16 protein-coding genes are annotated in these 19,054 nt (G+C 59.1%); 4 read left to right on the forward strand and 12 right to left on the reverse strand.

Annotation, left to right across the window (positions count from 1 at the left end):
- Positions 1-170: 170 nt before the first annotated feature.
- Complete coding sequence (locus DLM46_RS02875) at positions 171-1,385, reverse strand: tyrosine-type recombinase/integrase (RefSeq protein WP_115099295.1); 1,215 nt, start codon at positions 1,383-1,385, stop codon at positions 171-173.
- A gap of 174 nt (positions 1,386-1,559) precedes the next feature.
- Positions 1,560-2,960, reverse strand: coding sequence for a tRNA uridine-5-carboxymethylaminomethyl(34) synthesis GTPase MnmE (gene mnmE, locus DLM46_RS02880; protein WP_115099296.1), 1,401 nt, complete (start codon positions 2,958-2,960; stop codon positions 1,560-1,562).
- Positions 2,961-3,308: 348 nt separating this feature from the next.
- On the opposite strand from mnmE, the gene DLM46_RS02885 reads away from it, so the two are divergent.
- Entirely contained in the window at positions 3,309-3,725 is a 417-nt protein-coding gene (locus DLM46_RS02885; protein WP_115099297.1) for an XRE family transcriptional regulator, read from the forward strand.
- A gap of 118 nt (positions 3,726-3,843) precedes the next feature.
- Here the strand turns inward: DLM46_RS02885 and yidC are convergent, their stop codons facing one another.
- The 4 genes from yidC to rpmH form a co-directional block, all read right to left on the reverse strand.
- Positions 3,844-5,502: a membrane protein insertase YidC gene (gene yidC / locus DLM46_RS02890; protein ID WP_115099298.1), complete on the reverse strand. Its 1,659-nt coding sequence runs from the start codon at positions 5,500-5,502 to the stop codon at positions 3,844-3,846.
- Positions 5,503-5,532: 30 nt separating this feature from the next.
- The gene (gene yidD, locus DLM46_RS02895) at positions 5,533-5,763 is read right to left on the reverse strand and encodes a membrane protein insertion efficiency factor YidD (protein WP_007180115.1); all 231 of its coding nucleotides are present in this window, start codon (positions 5,761-5,763) and stop codon (positions 5,533-5,535) included.
- 97 nt (positions 5,764-5,860) lie between these two features.
- Positions 5,861-6,340 carry a ribonuclease P protein component gene (locus DLM46_RS02900; protein ID WP_115099617.1) on the reverse strand — a complete coding sequence of 160 codons (480 nt, stop codon included), beginning with the start codon at positions 6,338-6,340 and terminating at the stop codon, positions 5,861-5,863.
- Between the two features lie 32 nt (positions 6,341-6,372).
- Positions 6,373-6,507: a 50S ribosomal protein L34 gene (rpmH, locus tag DLM46_RS02905; RefSeq protein ID WP_004198824.1), complete on the reverse strand. Its 135-nt coding sequence runs from the start codon at positions 6,505-6,507 to the stop codon at positions 6,373-6,375.
- A gap of 384 nt (positions 6,508-6,891) precedes the next feature.
- Between rpmH and dnaA the strand changes: the two genes are divergently transcribed.
- The 3 genes from dnaA (at position 6,892) to gyrB (ending at position 12,393) form a co-directional block, all read left to right on the forward strand.
- A complete protein-coding gene (gene dnaA / locus DLM46_RS02910; protein WP_244305799.1) occupies positions 6,892-8,484 on the forward strand; it encodes a chromosomal replication initiator protein DnaA in 1,593 nt (530 codons plus the stop codon).
- A gap of 219 nt (positions 8,485-8,703) precedes the next feature.
- Entirely contained in the window at positions 8,704-9,807 is a 1,104-nt protein-coding gene (dnaN, locus tag DLM46_RS02915; RefSeq protein ID WP_028197661.1) for a DNA polymerase III subunit beta, read from the forward strand.
- 114 nt (positions 9,808-9,921) lie between these two features.
- A complete protein-coding gene (gene gyrB / locus DLM46_RS02920) occupies positions 9,922-12,393 on the forward strand; it encodes a DNA topoisomerase (ATP-hydrolyzing) subunit B (RefSeq protein ID WP_115099300.1) in 2,472 nt (823 codons plus the stop codon).
- A 520-nt stretch (positions 12,394-12,913) separates the two neighbouring features.
- On the opposite strand, the gene DLM46_RS02925 is transcribed toward gyrB, so the two are convergent.
- The 6 genes from DLM46_RS02925 to DLM46_RS02950 all read right to left on the reverse strand — a co-directional run bounded on the left by DLM46_RS02925 (position 12,914) and on the right by DLM46_RS02950 (position 19,053).
- The gene (locus tag DLM46_RS02925; protein WP_115099301.1) at positions 12,914-14,791 is read right to left on the reverse strand and encodes a DUF2075 domain-containing protein; all 1,878 of its coding nucleotides are present in this window, start codon (positions 14,789-14,791) and stop codon (positions 12,914-12,916) included.
- A 36-nt stretch (positions 14,792-14,827) separates the two neighbouring features.
- Positions 14,828-15,184 carry a nucleotide pyrophosphohydrolase gene (locus DLM46_RS02930; RefSeq protein ID WP_115099302.1) on the reverse strand — a complete coding sequence of 119 codons (357 nt, stop codon included), beginning with the start codon at positions 15,182-15,184 and terminating at the stop codon, positions 14,828-14,830.
- A gap of 556 nt (positions 15,185-15,740) precedes the next feature.
- Positions 15,741-16,034 (reverse strand): PAAR domain-containing protein, encoded by a 294-nt coding sequence (locus DLM46_RS02935; RefSeq protein ID WP_341868569.1) that lies wholly within the window; start codon positions 16,032-16,034, stop codon positions 15,741-15,743.
- A gap of 37 nt (positions 16,035-16,071) precedes the next feature.
- Positions 16,072-16,677 carry a hypothetical protein gene (locus tag DLM46_RS02940; RefSeq protein ID WP_115099303.1) on the reverse strand — a complete coding sequence of 202 codons (606 nt, stop codon included), beginning with the start codon at positions 16,675-16,677 and terminating at the stop codon, positions 16,072-16,074.
- Between the two features lie 12 nt (positions 16,678-16,689).
- A complete protein-coding gene (locus DLM46_RS02945) occupies positions 16,690-18,507 on the reverse strand; it encodes a LysM peptidoglycan-binding domain-containing protein (RefSeq protein WP_115099304.1) in 1,818 nt (605 codons plus the stop codon).
- 9 nt (positions 18,508-18,516) lie between these two features.
- On the reverse strand, positions 18,517-19,053 hold the full coding sequence (locus DLM46_RS02950) for a hypothetical protein (protein WP_115099305.1): 537 nt from the start codon (positions 19,051-19,053) through the stop codon (positions 18,517-18,519).
- Between the last annotated feature and the right edge of the window lies 1 nt (position 19,054).

Below are 19,054 nucleotides of genomic sequence, written 5' to 3' on the forward strand. Positions count from 1 at the left end.
AAGAGATGAGAGCGTAAATGCGCTGTTATCGCCGCGAGCAGAACCTGGTGGGAAGATAATTTTCCGTTTTTCTACAACATCTTGCATGTTAGTTGCGTAGCGTTGTGTACCAACCATCGAATCGGAACCGTCTCCGGTCGGCCAGGCAACGCCCTATCTGCCGGAGGCCATCAGAACGGGCCCGTCCCTACATTTCGGCCGCCCTGGATCTGGGTATCGACGAAGTCTGCCCAGAGCTGCAAGATTCCGCGCCGCTCGGCGGCATCTTCCACACCGTTGGCGCTTGCCGTGTCCTTGATCGTATGCGCCAAGGTCTTTTCGATCGCGCCTGATGGCTGTCCCAATTCGCGCAAGTGCGCCGACGCGGTGCGCCGAAAGTCATGCAAGACGAAATGTTCCACATCGAGCCCGAGTGCCTTGACGGCTTGATTGAGGGTGCTCTTCGCGATGGGCCGGTCGTCGCCCCTGACGGTCGGGAAGACGAAATTTCGACTAGCCGTGCCGTCGCGCAGCTCCCGAAGCATTGCAACCGCCTGATGCGGGAGATACACGTCGTGGTCCCGGTCTTTCTTCATTCGCGCGGCCGGAATCGTCCAGAGCGCATTGTCCAGGTCGAATTCGGACCACGTCGACTCGACGAGTTCGGACTTTCGAACCATCGTCAGCACCAGAAGGTGCAAGGCTAACTTCAGCGGTCGCCGGATACTCGATGCGTAAATCGAACGGAGCATCGTGCCGATTTCGTCCGGGGAGAGGACGCGAGTGCGGCTGTCCGATGTAGCTATGGAGCGAGCCGCAATGACTTGCGCGGGGTTTGTCGTCGCGAGTTGGCGGGCAATCAGGTACTCATAGAGCCGCTTCACCACATTGCGCGTGTGCAGCGCCATTTTTGGGGAGCCGCGGCTTTTGATCGTGCCGCATATCGCGAGGATGTCGTCGGGAGTCACGGCTTTGATAGGCTTGCCGCCGATCACCGGCAAGACGTCCTTTTCCAGCGCCCGCCGCGTGGTGCGTTGATATTCTTCCGACTTGCCGGCCATCTGCGCCGCGAGATAGAGTTCCGCGCCCTCCCGCAGAACGTCCGCCTTGCTTTCCGCACCGCGGTCTCTGCGCGCCGTGGCCACGGGCGAGATGCCGCTTGCGACCATTTCGGCGTACTTTTGCGCCTTCGCGCGGGCGACCCGCAGCGAGATCATTCTGTAGTCGCCGATCGTGACGAGCGGCTGCCGCTTGCCGTTCAGCGAATAACGGAAACGCCAGACTTTCGTGCCGGTCGTCATGACTTCGATCACCAGGCCGTTGCCGTCGGCTACCGAGTATCGGGTCGCGCGCGGCTCTAGTGCACGTATCTGGGTTTCGGTTAGAGGAGCGGCTAGTTTTGGCATTCTCGAATCGTTGAGTCACGGACAGGCGCGATTCTAAACCGTGTACCCGCTGTGTACCAAAGATTTGCGCGGTTTTGGGTCAACGAAGCTTGGTCGAAGGTCTCCGGAAGTCATGCGTGATGGGGCCTATATGCCAGCCCTACCGGGCTTTTCCCTGCAAACTCCGGAAACCCTCTACTTGCCGATACAGAACCTGCTGAAAATCACACCGAGCAAGTCGTCCGAACTGAACTCACCGGTGATCGAGTTCAACTGGTCCTGCACGAGACGCAGTTCTTCGGCAAACAGATCCAGCGCCTGCGAGTTCTGATCGGCATGCGCGGCCGCCGTCGCCAGGTGTTCCTCTGCCGCTCGCAGCGCAACCAGATGCCGTTCGCGCGCGAGATACACGCTCTCCGCGCCGGCTTGCCAGCCGGCGATCCGCAATAACTCCTCGCGCAGCAGCGTGACGCCGTCACCCTGTTTCGCCGATAACCGCACCTCGCTCAGATCGACGTCCGTGGCCGCGGCGAGCGATCTCACCTCCGGCGCGAGGCCAGTCAGATCGGTCTTGTTCAGCACCCGCACCACGGGCACGCCGCTTGGAAAGCGGCCGGCGATCGTCTCGTCTTCGGCGGTCATGCCGGTTCTTGCGTCGAGCAGATGCAGCACCACGTCCGCGCGTTCGATCTCGCTCCACGTGCGAGCGATACCGATCTTCTCCACTTCGTCCTCGGTATCGCGCAGGCCGGCGGTGTCGATCACGTGCAGCGGAATGCCTTCGATCTGGATGGTCTGCGCGACCTTGTCGCGTGTCGTGCCGGCAATCGGCGTGACGATGGCCAGTTCCGCGCCGGCCAACGCGTTCAACAGGGACGACTTGCCGACGTTCGGCTGCCCTGCGAGCACCACCGACAAGCCCTCACGCAGCAATGCTCCTTGCCGCGCTTCGCTCAGCACGTGCGCGAGCCGCTCGCGAATCCGCGCGAGCTTGCCGCGGGCATCCGCCGCTTCGAGGAAGTCGATTTCTTCTTCCGGGAAGTCGAGCGTCGCTTCGACCAGCATCCGCAGCGTGATCACCTCTTCGACCAGCGCGTGAATATCGCGCGAAAACGCGCCGTCGAGCGAACGCCCCGCCGAGCGCGCGGCGGCCTCGGTGCTGGCCTCGATCAGATCGGCAACGGCTTCGGCCTGCGCCAGATCCAGCTTGTCGTTGAGAAACGCGCGGCGCGTGAACTCGCCTGGCTCGGCGAGGCGCAGACCGAACGCGCGGCCGGCGTCGATGCAACGCTGCAAGACCAGTTGCAGCACGACGGGGCCGCCGTGACCTTGCAGTTCGAGCACATGCTCACCGGTGTAGGAGTGCGGCGCGGGAAAATACAGCGCGATGCCGCGATCGAGCGCGTTGCCGCTGTCGTCGAGGAACGGCACATAGCTGGCGTGGCGCGGTGCGAGCGTCTGGCCGGTGAGCGCTCGCATCAGCGGCGGGGCCGCTGTTTCGGCTGCGCGGCCAAACGAAATCCGCACGACCCCGATACCTCCTCGGCCGGGCGCGGTGGCAATGGCGACGATCGGATCGGAATCGGTGGTGAGCATGGGAAAGAAGCTATCAGAAGAGATTGAAACGCCCACCAGTGGGCGCTGCGCATTGTAACGCGGGCACTCAAGCGCACCTTCGAGGGCAAGGGACTCCTAAGGCTCTGCGCAGTTCATCAGACAAATAAGAATTTATCTCAAATAAGCTAAGATGGATTAAGACACGCTGACGACTCCTTGACGCGCATAAACCCCTGAAGTCCCCGCTGCAAAAGGAAAAAGCGAGATTCGACGAAATCGCGAAAAGCGTTATTTGATGGCCATTTCAGGCTAAAAATAGCTTATTTACGCTATAAATTAGCGTGAACGGTTGTCCACTGATTATGCGCTGAATTGCACAATCGGGCCATGCCGACCTCCAAAGAAAAAGCAGCTTTCGCCAAACGGCTGAAAGACTCACTCCCTAAAGATATTAAGGGCGGGACAGATTTAGCCAGGAAATTCAATCTGCTCTATAGCGGCGGCCCTGCCGTCTCGCCGCAAACCGCCCACAAATGGCTCGCAGGTACGACGATTCCGAAGTCCGATAAGTTGCAGGTTTTGGCCGCCTGGTTGCAAAAGGACGTCCATTGGCTGCATTACGGGCCACCGCCTGTGGGCAAGGCCAAACCGCTCGCGCGCGGCGAGAAATATCCGCTGTCGCCTGAAATGATCGAGCTTGCTTCGAGGCTCGCGGGATTGCCGCCGCGTCAGCGAAATCTGGTCGAAGAAATGATCACCGAATTGTATGGCGGTGCTGACGATCAAATAGACGGCGAACCCTGAGGCCAATAAAAAAGCCGCCCGGCGCAAAACCGGGCGGCTTTTTTTCGGCTGTTTTTTCAGCTGGCTTCTTCAGTTTCCGACCGCTGGCGGGCGCTACTGCCGCCCGCCACTGACATCGTCAGGCCGCTTTCGTCTTCGATTGGCCCATCATCCGCGTGATGTAGTACTGCTGGGCGATCGACAGCACGTTGTTCACGACGTAGTACAGCACCAGACCCGCCGGGAAGAAGAAGAACATGACCGAGAACGCGATCGGCATGAACATCATCATCTTGGCTTGAACCGGGTCCGGCGGCGTCGGGTTCAGCTTGGTCTGCAGGAACATCGAGACGGCCATCAGCACCGGCAGGATGAAGAACGGATCCTGTTGCGACAGATCGTGGATCCACAGAACCCACGGCGCGCCGCGCATTTCCACCGACGACAGCAGCACCCAGTACAGCGAGATGAACACCGGAATCTGAATCACGACCGGCAGACAGCCGCCGAACGGATTGACCTTTTCGGTCTTGTAGAGCTCCATCAGCGCGGCGTTCATTTTCTGCGGATCGCCCTTGAAGCGTTCGCGCAGCGCCTGCATGCGCGGCGTGATCGCCTTCATGCGCGCCATCGACTTGTAGCTTGCCGCCGACAGCGGGAAGAACACCGCCTTGATCAGCAGCGTGAGCAGCACGATCGCCCAGCCCCAGTTGCCGACGAAGCCGTGGATCTTCTCGAGCAGCCAGAACAGCGGCTTCGCGATGATCGTCACATAGCCGTAGTCCTTCACGAGTTCGAGGCCCGGCGCAACGCCTTCCAGCATGCGCTCTTCTTCAGGACCGGCGAACAGGCGTGCCGCGACGTCGACGGACTGGCCCGGGGCGATCGTCGCCACCGGCTGCTTCACGCCGACGCGATACAGCGTCGGATCGATCTTCTCGACGTAGATGTCGCGTTTGGCGCCCTGCTGCGGAATCCACGCCGACGCGAAGTAATGCTGCACCATCGCGATCCAGCCATTGTCGGCCGCGTTCGCGTAGGTTGCCTTGTTCTTGTCGATATCGCTGAAGTCGATCTTCTGGAAGTGATGCTGATCCGTGAAGACAGCCGGTCCGATGAACGTGTGCGAGAAGCGCGGCGTTTCCACCGGCTGGCTGTCGCGCACCAGTTCCATATAGACCGACGGGCTCACCGGCGCCGTGCCGACATTCTCGATCTTCGTGTCCACGCCGATCACATAGCTGCCGCGCGTGAACGTGTAGGTCTTGACGACCTTCACGCCACCCTTGACCGGCGACTCGAAGCTGAGCTGGAACGACTTGGCGTCGCCCGTCAGTTCGTGCGGCTGGTTCGGCACCGGCGTGTAGACGTCGTTATGGTTCGGGAAGTCGCCGCCGAGCAGGCCCGTGCGCGCCAGATACGTGTGGTTCGCGGTGCGGTCGAACAGCGTAATCACCAGATCCGGCTGCTTGCCGTCGCCTTGCTTGACGAGCGACAGCTTCGACAGCGTGCCGCCGCGGGTGTCGATTTCGCCGTTATAGACGTCGGTGCTGAACTTGATCAGTTGCGACTGCGTTGCCGCCGGCGCGTTGCCCGGCGCTGCTGCATTGGTGGCCGGCAGCTCGGCGGGCTGGGTTCCCGGCGTCGTGGTTCCCGGTTCGGCGCTGCCGACAGTCTTGGTCGGCGTGGCGCTCGGGAAGAACATCGACGGGCGTCCGTGGTCGCGTTGCCAGTTGTCGAACAGCATGACCGCTGACATGAAAAAGATGACCCATAGGACGGTGCGTTTGATATCCATGCGTTGTCTCAGTGTCGATGGAACGGCGCGTCAGCGCTTTTCAGAAGTGGGAGGCGGGACGAGATCGATGCCGCCCGCGGAAAACGGGTGGCAGCGGCAAATACGCCTGGCGGCGAGATAAGTCCCGCGCGCGGCGCCATGATACTGGATTGCTTCGCGCGCGTAATCAGAGCAGGAAGGGTAAAAACGGCACCGGTTGCCGAGCATTGGGCTCACGGCAACTTTGTAGAAACGCAGTAAAGCGATGAGTACCGTTTGCATGGCTGGTGCGGCCTGACAGCGCCGCGCAACGTGGAGTACCGGGCGACGCCCGCGCAGCAGCGCTGCCAAAGCTGCGGTATGGGCGGTCACTTGAGCGTCATTCCGTCTTGGGCGCTTCCGCGGGCGGCGCCTCGCGACGGACGATTTCGCGCGCTGCCTTGTCCAGCAGCGCCTCGATTTCGCTGCGGCACAGCGCCTTCAGCGGCGGCGACGAGGCGCTCGGCAAAGCCTTCTTGTCGAAGCGCGTGTGCAAACGCAGCAGCACATCCCAACCGCCGAATTCCGCGCGACGCAGCCGGAAGGCTTCACGCGCGATTCGACGTACCAGATTACGCGTGGCCGCGCGCGGCGCATACTTCTTGCCGATCACGAGACCGAGGCGAGCGTCTTTGCCGGTGGGCCGGCCGTAAACCACGAAGTGCGCGGTTCGGCGCCACGGGCGCAAACGAAAAACGGATGAAAATTCATCCGTTTTCAGCAGCCTTGCGGCTTTGGGGAAGGCGGCTTGCGCTCGCAACGGAACCGAGCCCTGTTGCGGCGCCCCAGCCGCTCCCGCTTCACCGCGGGCTTCGCTTATCACAGACGGAGCGCGCAATCCGCTCGCCAGCCTTAGATCGCGAGGCGCTTGCGGCCCTTCGCGCGACGTGCGTTGATGACCTTGCGGCCACCTGCGGTCTTCATGCGAACGCGGAAGCCGTGGGTGCGCTTGCGACGGGTAACGGAAGGTTGGTAAGTACGTTTCATGTTGCTCTCACTTGATCGAAAAATAACCGCGCGATCATCGCTGAAAGCGCAATGGCCGGAGGTTTACTGAATTGGTTTTCGCGGAACCCGCTATTTAAACCCGTTTTCTGTTGGGCGTCAATAGTTTAGCCTGGTTCGGCCGTGGGCCCGGCGCGCTTCGCCAAGTGATCGGTCCCTGTGGATAACTCCCTTTCGGGTCCGATTTGGCGTTAGAATCTCGCCTTACTTCCCAAAAATCCTGCACGCCGCTCCGGCTCGCTTGCCCCGCAAACCCTTGTGGAACAAGCGCCTGGAGCCGTTACGCCTGGCTGCTCAGGGCCTTGTTGCGTGCGCGCGACAGTGGCAGCGGCGAACCGCCGTGCACACCATAACGACAGCAACTCGATGAACGATTTCTGGCAACACTGTTCCGCCCTGCTGGAGCGTGAGCTTACGCCCCAGCAGTACGTGACGTGGATCAAACCGTTGGCCCCGGTCGCCTTCGACGCCGCTGCGAACACGCTCAGCATCGCTGCGCCGAACCGCTTCAAGCTCGACTGGGTCAAGAGCCAGTTCTCCGGCCGCATCGCGGATATGGCCCGCGATTTCTGGCACACACCGGTCGATGTGCAATTCGTGCTGGACCCGAAAGCAGGCATGCGCGCCCCGGCGGCAGCGGCGACGGCCCCGGCGCGTCCGGCTTCGGCCGCGCCGACGGGCGGCAACACGGCCGTTGCCGCGGTGGACGCGGCGGTCGGCGCCGTGCAAGCGGCGCAGGCCGCGCGCGCAGGCGGCGTCAATGGGGCTGCGCAGCAGAATGCGAACGCGCGCGCATCGGCCGCCGCAGCCGAAGATTCCGCCGACCTCGACCTCCCCAGCCTCGACGCGAACGAAGCCGCCGCCGCCCGCCGCACGTGGCGCCCCGGCCAGAGCGCGGGCGCGAGCGCCAGCAGCGGCGAAAACGACTCGATGTACGAGCGCTCGAAGCTTAACCCCGTGCTCACCTTCGACAACTTCGTGACCGGTAAGGCCAACCAGCTGGCGCGCGCCGCGGCGATCCAGGTCGCGGACAATCCGGGCATTTCGTACAACCCGCTGTTCCTGTACGGCGGCGTGGGCCTCGGCAAGACCCACCTGATCCACGCGATCGGCAACCAGCTTCTGATGGACAAGGCCGGCGCGCGGATTCGCTACATCCACGCGGAACAGTACGTGTCCGACGTGGTGAAGGCTTACCAGCGCAAGGCGTTCGACGACTTCAAGCGCTACTACCATTCGCTCGATCTGCTGCTGATCGACGATATTCAATTTTTTTCGGGCAAATCTCGCACCCAGGAAGAATTCTTCTATGCGTTCGAGGCGCTGGTAGCGAACAAGGCGCAGGTGATCATCACTAGCGACACCTACCCGAAGGAAATTTCAGGCATCGACGACCGCCTGATCTCGCGCTTCGACTCCGGCCTGACGGTGGCGATCGAGCCGCCCGAGCTGGAAATGCGAGTCGCGATTCTGATGCGCAAGGCGCAATCCGAGTTCGTGAGCCTGAACGAGGACGTCGCGTTCTTCGTCGCCAAGCATTTGCGCTCGAACGTGCGTGAGCTCGAAGGCGCGCTGCGCAAGATCCTCGCGTACTCGAAGTTCCACGGCCGCGAAATCACCATCGAACTGACGAAAGAAGCGCTGAAAGACCTGCTGACGGTGCAAAACCGGCAGATTTCGGTTGAAAACATCCAGAAGACGGTGGCCGACTTCTACAGCATCAAAGTGGCGGACATGTATTCGAAGAAGCGTCCGGCGAACATCGCGCGGCCGCGGCAGATCGCGATGTATCTGGCGAAGGAGCTGACGCAGAAAAGTTTGCCGGAAATCGGCGAGCTGTTCGGCGGGCGCGATCACACCACGGTGCTGCACGCGGTGCGCAAGATTGCCGACGAGCGCAGCAAGGACGCGCAACTGAACCACGAATTGCACGTGCTGGAGCAGACGCTGAAGGGCTAAGCGGCCCGGACGGAAAAATCGACCTGTTTATTTCCAAACTCGCCCCCATTTTAGTGAGGCGGTTCCGTTTTCAGGCACAATACAGGTTTAACCGCCCGGCGGCCGCGGGCGGATTTCACGCCGTGACAGGCGCTGCGTGGCGCCGGCGGGGAGCCACGGCTGCGTGCTGGAAAGCTGCCTGGCAAGGCGCGCAGGCCGTCATATCAACGAAGGAACTCTATGCAACTGGTCAAGACCGAACGCGATAACCTCCTCAGGCCGCTGCAAACCGTGAGCGGCATCGTCGAACGCCGCCATACGTTGCCGATCCTCGCCAATTTGCTGATTACCAAGAACGGCCCGGACGTGTCGTTCCTGTCGACCGACCTCGAGTTGCAGATCACCACGCGCGCGGATTTCGGCGTGGGCGGCGATTCGGTCGCCACCACAGTGGCAGCAAGAAAGCTCCTCGACATTCTGCGCGCCATGCCCGACGGGCAGGTCACGCTCACGTTGAACGACAAGCGTTTGACCGTGCAATCCGGCAAGAGCCGTTTTGCGCTGCAAACGCTGGCGGCCGACGAGTTCCCGACCGTCGCTCAGGCTAAAGACTACGGCGCGAACCTCGTGGTTCCCCAAAAGACGTTCCGCCAGCTGCTCGGCATGGTCCATTTCTCGATGGCCCAGCAGGACATCCGCTACTACCTGAACGGCATGCTGCTGGTGGTGGACGGCGACCAGCTGATGGCGGTCGCGACCGACGGCCACCGCCTGGCGTTCTCGTCGATGAAGATCGAAGGCTCGTTCGCGCGCCAGGAAGTCATCATTCCGCGCAAGACGATTCTGGAACTGCAGCGTCTGCTGGAAGACATCGACGACACGCTGAAGATCGACATCGCGCCCACGCAGGTGAAGTTCACCTTCGGCCAGGTCGAACTGGTGTCGAAGCTGGTGGAAGGCAAATTCCCCGACTTCCAGCGCGTGATTCCGAAGTCGCACAAGAATCAGTTCGTGATCGGCCGTGAAGAACTGCAGCGTTCGCTGCAACGCGCCGCGATTCTGACTTCGGACAAATTCAAGGGCGTGCGCTGCATCATCGAGCCGGGCCAGTTGAAGATCATGTCGACCAACGCCGATCAGGAAGAGGCGCAGGAAGAACTGGAAATCGCATACGACGGCGACAGCGTCGATATCGGGTTCAACGTCACGTATCTGCTCGACGTGCTCGCGAACCTGAAGGTCGACATGTTGCAAGTGAGCCTTGGCGATGCCAGCTCCAGCGCGTTGATCACGATTCCCGAGAACGACGAATTCAAATACGTCGTGATGCCGATGCGCATCTAACGCGTCCAGAAACCAAGAAGACACCAAGGGGCGCAGCGCCCCTTTGGCGTTTTTATGGTGTTTTGAAAAGTCCCGAGCAGCAACCTTGCAGTAACGCAGAACCGGAAAAAATCCATGACTGAACTGAACAATTCGCAACCCGATAACAGCTACGGCGCCTCGTCGATTCAGATCCTTGAAGGTCTGGAGGCGGTGCGCAAGCGTCCCGGGATGTACATCGGGGATACATCGGACGGCACCGGTCTGCATCACCTCGTATTCGAAGTGCTGGACAACTCGATCGACGAAGCGTTGGCCGGGCACTGCAACGACATCCAGGTGATCATCCACGCGGACAACTCGATTTCCATTACCGACAACGGCCGCGGTGTGCCGACCGGCCTCAAGATGGACGACAAGCACGATCCGAAGCGCAGCGCCGCTGAAATCGTGATGACCGAGCTGCACGCCGGCGGCAAGTTCGACCAGAACAGCTATAAGGTATCCGGCGGCCTGCACGGCGTGGGCGTGTCGTGCGTGAACGCGCTCTCCGCGTGGCTGCGCCTCACGGTGCGCCGCGACGGCAAGAAGCACTTCATGGAATTCCACCGAGGCGTGCCGCAGAACCGCGTGATCGAAGAGATCGACGGCGTGGCTGTCTCGCCGATTCAGGTGATCGGCGACACCGAGAACCGCGGCACCGAAGTGCACTTCCTCGCCGACGACACGATCTTCGGCAATGTCGAATATCACTACGACATTCTGGCCAAGCGGATTCGCGAACTGTCGTTCCTGAATAACGGCGTGCGGATTCGCCTGCTGGATCAGCGCACCGGCAAGGAAGAAGATTTCGCGTTCGTGGGCGGCGTGAAGGGTTTTGTCGAGTACATCAACAAGAACAAGTCCGTGCTGCACCCGAACATTTTCCACATCAACGGCGAGAAGGACGGTGTGGGCGTGGAAGTGGCGATGCAGTGGAACGACAGCTACAACGAAAACGTGCTGTGCTTCACGAACAACATTCCGCAGCGCGACGGCGGCACGCACCTGACCGGGTTGCGGGCGGCGATGACGCGCGTGTTGAACAAGTACATCAACGATCACGAAGTCGCGAAGAAAGCGAAGGTCGAGACGTCCGGCGACGATATGCGCGAAGGGCTGTCGTGCGTGCTGTCGGTGAAGGTGCCGGAGCCGAAGTTCAGTGCGCAGACCAAGGACAAGCTGGTGTCGTCGGAAGTGCGCGCGCCGGTGGAGGATGTGGTCGCGAAGGCGCTCGAGGAATTCCTGCTGGAAACGCCGAACGACGCGAAGATCATTTGCAGCAAGATCGTCGATGCGGCGCGGGCGCGCGATGCAGCTCGGAAGGCGCGTGAAATGACGCGCCGCAAGGGCGTTCTGGATGGCGTTGGTTTGCCTGGAAAGCTGGCGGATTGCCAGGAGAAAGACCCGGCGAAGTCGGAGATTTATATCGTCGAGGGTGACTCGGCAGGCGGCTCGGCGAAGCAGGGACGTGACCGGAAGTTTCAGGCAATCTTGCCGCTGCGCGGCAAGGTGCTCAACGTGGAGAAGGCGCGTTATGACAAGCTGCTTTCTTCGGAGCAGATTGTGACGCTGATTACTGCGCTTGGATGCGGGATCGGCAAGGAAGACTACAACCTCGACAAGCTGCGTTATCACCGCATCATCATCATGACCGATGCTGACGTGGACGGCGCGCACATCCGGACGCTGCTGCTGACGTTCTTCTATCGTCAGATGCCGGACATGATCGAGCGTGGGTATATCTATATTGCGCAGCCGCCGCTGTTCAAGATCAAGGCGGGTAAGGATGAGCGTTATTTGAAGGATGAAGCTGAGGTCAATGCTCACATCCTGAAGCTGGCGTTGCAGGGGTCGGAGCTTTTGGCTTCTGAAGGCGCTACGCCGATTACGGGTGATGCGTTGGGTGAGTTGGCGCGGGCTTATTTGCTCGCGCAGGCGGTGGTCGATCGGTTGAGCCGGTTGTATGACGCTGGGGCGCTCGAGGCTGTGATGGATGGGGTTGTTATTGACCTGTCTAGCGAGGAAGCGGCTGAGGGTTCGGCTACGGCGCTGGAGGCTAAGTTGCGCGATGATCCGCTGAAGCCTGAGGTTAAAGTCACGACGATGTATGACCCAGTGCGTGAGCTGCGCTCGCTGCGCGTTGCCCGGACTCATCATGGGAATCAGAAGATTTCGGTGCTGGATCAGGATTTTCAGCTGACCGCTGATTATCAACAGCTGATCAATACCGCTAATACGTTTAAGGGGTTGATCGGTGTTGGTGCTGTCATTAAACGTGGCGAGCGGAGTATGGCTGTTACCGACTTCAAGAGCGCTATGAAGTGGTTGCTGGCTGATGCTGAACGGAATATTTCCAAGCAGCGCTATAAGGGTCTCGGTGAGATGAACCCTGGGCAGCTTTGGGAGACTACGATGGATCCGACTGTTCGCCGATTGCTTCGTGTGCAGATTGAGGATGCTATTGCCGCCGACGGCATCTTTACGACGCTCATGGGGGATGATGTGGAGCCGCGTAGGGCTTTCATCGAGTCGAATGCGTTGAGGGCGGGGAATATTGATGTTTGATATTTTAGGTTGTCGTAGGGCGCCAGAGTAAGTGCGACTGGCGCCACAGTTTTGCGACTGTGGGACGGAGTTAATGAGATTAGACTACTTAGACGTGAAGTGGCCGCACTATTGCGTGCGTAGGCTGTAAGAGTGATTGCGGCTGGCGCCACAGTTTTGGGACTGGTAAGCCCTAGGAATCGCGAATACCCTAAGGTTGCGCTCGCGACGCGGAGGTCGGGAGTTCGATTCTCCTCCGCGCAACATTCTCCGGCGAACGGACCCTGTCGGCTAACATGTATTAGCCTGGACCGGACCTGACAGGTAGTCGGCGCGCGCGTGTTCTCGTCTCACGCAGGCGTAATAGTCAGCTTCCCTCTCTCGACCTCCACCCGGATCCTCCCACTAATCTCAAACCCCACCTCCTCCAACTTCCTGGTTCCTTTGCCGGCATTATCGCCGGCTCAGGCCCCGAGCGTTCCACTTATCCGACTGTCCGAATTTGCGCGGCCACCTTTGTGCGCCCTCTGCAAGACACTACTTACTGTAATGCTCCAGCAACGTGGCTTCTGAAGTAGGCCTCGGTTTCAGCGTCCGCGAAGCAGACGTAACAGCCTTTCATGCCGCGAGAGAGCAGGACGCGATATGTGTTCTTCACCAGCCGTGTAAAGTCGTCCTTCGACTTCTTCACAGTCGTGTCGTGCGACTTAGTTTTATCTCCGACCCACGCGTCTTGAGATGGATCGAAGCGCAGGTCCCGTCCGAAGATGATCCCGGCGTAGTCGAACTCAAAACCTTGGGCGGTATACACGCATCCGACCTGGTTAATCCCGTTCGGGTGATGCGCCCAAAGCGACGATTTCGGAATGCCTGCAGCAAGCCGCCCCGAATCGGGCCTTGCGTTCCACGGACGGTTGAAGTTTCCGAGCACGACGTCGGCCTGAAGCGTACCGTCCTTGTTAGGATCGGACCAAGGCCAACAGAAGCCGGCCGTCAACCGGCCAGTCGCACCCGCTTGCACCTTATCCTTGATGGCGTTTTCCAAAGCTTCCGGAGACTGAAAAATCCGGAAATCGAAAGCGCCGTGATCGTTCCATTCGAAGCGCGGACGATCATCGATGCCCAACATCGTGTTTATCCAGCGAACAAACGCATCTGAGCCGTTACAGCGGAACTGGGCCTCGAGTTCGAACTCGTGCACCGCGCACTTGTACTTCTGCGCGTACTCCCGAATGTAGGCGACGGAGCCGATCTCATCGGGGCGTACGATTTGATGATCGTCGATGAGAAATACCAAAACACGTGCGGCCGCGATCAACTCCTCCAGTTGCTTCAGACCGGATTTCTTGTTCGCCGGCGTGAAGCGGTTGCTGCTCACGTCTCGGATACGATGTGCTTCGTCAGTGACCAGCACATCTACGGAATCAGCCTGCGCGCCTACGTAGTCGTTCGTGTACGTAAACAGCTCCTGACCTCGCGAACCAATTATCTTCCGCAGCGTTTCAGTGAACGCTTTGGAGCCGGTCACGTAGTGCGTCGAGTAGTGACTTGATAGCAAACTTGCTACGAGGTTGACCGCCAGCACAGACTTGCCGGTGCCTGGACCGCCTTTGATGATGATGATCTGCTTCTGACGGTCATGCACTCCGCGACGCGCAGCGGTCATCACGGCGTCGAACGCCACCTGCTGCTCGTCAAGCAGCGTGTACTCCGGGTTGTTCTTGATCACGGACGCAACATAGTCCATCAGCTTCTTGCTAGGACGATAGCGATTCTCTTCCATGCGACTAAGCACTTCCAGACCGTCGCCGCCTCCAACCCGCTCCACCAGAAACTTGACGAACTCGTCTACGTCGTCGGCGCTGAACGTCGGTGCCGCATCCAGCAACGCCGAGAATTTAGGCGCCCGGAGCGGATCAGCTGGGTGCGAATGGTAGTTGTGTAAATAGGCACAAGCCGCAACTTCAATCGGAGTCTCGTCCGCGTAGCAAGCTTCATGATTGTCCCGAAGATAGGACGCGTATAGCGCTACCTGAGCAGAGGGATGCAATACGTCGCGGACAGACCCATTAATGAACGTTGAGACTTCGTTGTCCCCCGCCGACTCCTCACATGCCTGCCATTGTTTCAGCTCGATCGCTACGGCCGTCGGCGTTCCATCTTTCGCGAAGCCACATAGTAAGCAGTCGATACGCTTCGAGTTCGTCGGCAGTTGAAACTCGAGCATGACTCCCTGGTTGGTCAACCCGGCGCGCGAAAAAATGAGTGCGAGCGCGCGCAGGGAGTTTTGCCAGGATTGGAATTCACTCGGTGACGGATTTTTGGCGTATAGCTGGAAGCTGGTACGTAGCTTCTCTGCGATCTGGTTGCGCTCGCAGTCTTCGATGAATGTCTTGCAATGGTTTGCGTACAGTCGCATTGGTCTTTGATTTTTGTTTTAGTTTTGGTTTGATTCTTAGTCTTGGTAGTCGGAGTACTTACGCGAATCCCCCCGGACTTTTTCGGCGGGATATTTCGCCCGATTGACATCCATTTTTTCCAAACAGGCTTGATAGAGGTCGACATCAAGCTTGTCTGCAAGGCGGACGAGGTATAGCAATACGTCCGCCATTTCGTGACGAATGGCAGCTTGTTTGCCTTCGTCCAGTTCGCTCTTGTCTCCGGAGGTCAGCCACTGAAATGGCTCCAGTAGCTCGCTGGCCTCGACGCTTAGAGCTGTCGCCAGATTCTTCGGCGTGTGGAACTTGTCCCAGTCGCGCTCATCCGCAAACTGACGAACGAGGTCACGCAAGCTAGCGAGGTCACTTTGCATCTCAAAATCTCTTCGGATGATGGCTCCCCCAGACGGCTGGGGATAACTAATCGGATCGGTCTTGCGGCATGAAATAGGGCACCGGGGGCGTCCCTGCTCGACGAATGGGTCGCGTCGTCCCTATCTCAATAAAAGGTGATGATATAAGACCGGGCGGTTTGATGCGTGCGTTATTTATTTGGCCGCGAGGGCGCGTGGCCGGGACGTGGTGGAGCAGGGGCGGCAAACTCGGCCGCGTTGCGTCCTGTTCGATGCAGGGGACTGTTGACCGCCTTTGCGTTCCTTCGCTGACGCGAGCCGAACTCGCCTACCGCCCGCGCCGGGGCTCAGCTAGGCGAGCGTTGAGCAAGTACGGATCCTCGATCAGTGAGGGCTGTGCTCAGGCATGACTGGTCGCGTGACATGCCTGTCGACGCGGGCGGACTTGCCGCTGTCGGTGCAGAGAGTCACCGACAGCAGCGCCTTGCACCCGATCTACATGATCGTAACCGACACGCGTGCAGGCCAGCCGGACGGGTCGCTGGAGACCGCTCTTATAACTACGAAGCGATATCCGCTATCTAAGACCACCCGTAGGCAGCGAAGAAATGAGCGTGCAACCACACTCACATGCGTCGCCGTGTTGCGCCACTTCCAAGCCCTTGTGACGAGCTTGCGACGTGGCATGGGCAATGTGGTTGTCTCCATGTTTGGGACAGGACACAGGGTCCCCGATTCTCGCAACGGGCTTTCCCATAAAGAAACAGCTAGCCGAACCACCCAGCACTTCACCATTCGAACTGGTACGGTCACCGACCCGTATCACACCCGGCATAACTCCCCCGTCAGTTGAGTCGACACCCGACGCCATCGACTACCATCCTCGCGAGCTGAATCAGCTTCATCAATCAATCGGCAAACATCTCTTCCGTCAATTTCACCGGCTCGCCGTTGACCGAAAACTTATACTGGATAACGTTCTTGTTCTGTGACGATTGCGTAGAAAAAGAGATCGCTCCATCGCTAGTCGAAAATTTCTTATCGACTTCTTCGCCGGCAATTTTTCCCGAAACGATAGCTGCGGAATACGGCGACAAAGCAGGGGGCATGCTTAAGTCTTTTACCAACTTGCGCATCCTCGGATTCTGCGCTGACTGATCGACGAGGCTCGCTTCGTAGATATATTTCCAGCCGGTGATCTTCTTGAGGTGATCTGCGATGTCGTCATCCCACTGATATTTTTTCAGCAACTCCGCCAGCGTGACGGACGAATTCTTGCTGACTTTCACGCAACAAAGCACGCCGTTCTTTGTGCCGGCATCAACCAGTCCGCTGAACACCGTATCGCCGGCAATTTTTTTATCGACGAAAACAATATTGTGGCGCACCGCATTGGGTCCGCCACTAGCATTGGCAACAGGAAGTTGCTCCCACACGCCAACGATCGGGGTTTGTTGGGCATTCGCAAAATTGCAGATCAAAGCGACAAAAACCGATACTGCGATCCTTCTCATAATTTTCCTTAATTAATGACCCGTGTCAGACCAATGCATGTTTTCGTGGGGATAATAAGTCACCCCATAGCCATCGCCAACGTGCTTCAGGTCGGCAAATGACCTAACCTCGACGTCATGGCCCGCCGCATCCTTGACCCGCTTGCCTACGTACCCGGTGATATTCAGATCGACTGCTGCGCCGTAATTGTGGCGAGACCGACCAGGCCTCCCAACGGCTTGCATCGCCGAATTGACATTGATGCCATAGCCCCGGCACATCTCCTTTGCGGCCTTAACCGACGCGTCCAGATCCATGCTGCCGTCGGCGTTGCGGTGTACCCAATCTATGTTAACGCCCGAATAGGGCGGCACCCGGTCCGGGCGCTCGCGCCCTTTAGCAATTTCAAAGGCATGGAACATGAGGTATGAGCGCTGGATGGGCCGAAGCGCGGCATTGATCCTCACTGAGATGTTGGCATCACGCATTGCGCCGATAAACGCGCTGGCGCTGGCCTTGAAAGAGTCGTTCAGTGAACTGAGCGACGCGCTGCCTGGAAACCTGCTGCACCACGCCACGCCGCTTGGCTCAAGCGTGGGTGAGCTAACCACGGTCTGGGGATGGCCGTTTGGAGCGTGCTGATGTACAACGCCCGCAGGAGCGGCAGCGCCGGTGGCGGCCGAACCGGCAGGCGCTCCACTAGCTGACGGATGTGGAGTTGCATTCGATCCACTACTCGCCGCGCTGCCGGTGCTGACTGGCGCCGCCACCTGCGGCGTTGCCGCTGGCGGGTTATCTCCCGTAGCGCTGTTCACCGCAGTGCCGCTAACGTGCGTGGCAGAGCCAATAGTGGGTTTGGCAGCGGTGACCGTCGCCTGCGGTTTGGCGTTGGTACCCTGTGCATGTGGTTGATCGGCCGGTTGAGTTTGAGCATCGCCCGAGGGAACCTTGAGATGCTGGTGCGCGTAAATGTGATTCGCATCCTTCAATCCATTTGTGCCGACCATCGCATCAACGGTCGTCCCGTACTTCGCCGCGATCGACGACAGCGTTTCCCCGGGCTGGACGATGTGTACGCGCGGACGTGCGGATTCATCTTTTGCATGCAGCCGAGGACGTGTGGAGACCAGATGGTACGGGGCGTTGAACGTGAAAGCGTTGGACGCCGCCGATGTGGAAATCTGCCCTACATTCTCGTGGTCGTCCAACTCGCGCTTGTAGAGGATACTGACGTCCTGCCCGAGCAAGCCGCTATAGATCCAAGGCAGTTCGCCGTTGTCATTGGTTTTTGCATCAAAACTGGCGTTTGCTCCCTTGATCTGCATTGCCTGTCCCGCGAAAGGCTGGTTCAGCTTGTCGAGCATCTGAACCTGAACCGGTTTACCCAAGGACTTGATTACCCCCGGAACCCAGCCCTCCTTTTGCTCCATCGCTGCAGACACCGCTTTGAACTTGTCGTCGGGTAGTGAACCAACGACATCGGTGGACGAAACGCCCGCCTTCTTTGTCACGAAGCCAATATAGCCTTCAGTATCGTTCTCAGACGGTGGTGCATAGACAGTGATCATGCCGCGGATGGTGCTGTCACCGTAGACTTCTTTAAGCAGCTTCTGATGCGCCTCTTGACCCGCTGCGCGGTCGGGGAAAATGATGAACAACGACTTTGCATTGCTCGTGCGCTGAGCGTAGCCAATAGCCGACTTCATGACGTAAGCACGCGGCTTGGTCAGGTTGCCGGGATTGTTGGTGCGCCACGCAAATGAACCGCCTATGTAGAGTGTTTCATTGCCATCTTCATCGAAGTAATGAACGGTTCTTTTTTCGCGATCGTAGGTTGCTCTGACGAACATGAGTAGCCTCTACTTCGAGAAGAATTCTTTGGTCAGCGCATCGCCCGCGTCCATGTAGGCCGCTTTGCTGCTCGACGTCTGCTCCAACTTGAATCGAGCCACATCGAGGCTGCCGTTGAACCGATAAACCTTGAAGGTAATCGGTGCAGGCTTTAAATACAAATCGGGCGGGCTACCGCCATTTTTGGTCGCCACAACAGCGTAAAGCTTACCCGCCGAGCGATACATGGCAATGGCCTGCACGGTCGAGTCCGCGGACTCCACCGTTCTGAATTCGGAAATGCTGCCGTCAGGCTGATCGACCGGTATCTGTAGCCAAGTGCCGCTGGATTTTTCCGGGAGGACGTAGCTGGTGAACGTGTCATAGCTGTGAGCCGTCAGTGTGCCAACGTAGCCTTTGATGACTCTTACGGTCATGCCAGTCAGCACTACGTCGTTCGCACCGTCCGTCAATTTCAATTCCGCATTCGCGGCGACAGGTTTGGTGTCGGCACCATAGGCTCCGGAAATACAGAGAGCCAAGCACAAGAGTGCGACGATTTTCATG

Source organism: Paraburkholderia lacunae, from assembly GCF_003353175.1.
In the GTDB taxonomy this organism is placed as follows: domain Bacteria; phylum Pseudomonadota; class Gammaproteobacteria; order Burkholderiales; family Burkholderiaceae; genus Paraburkholderia; species Paraburkholderia lacunae.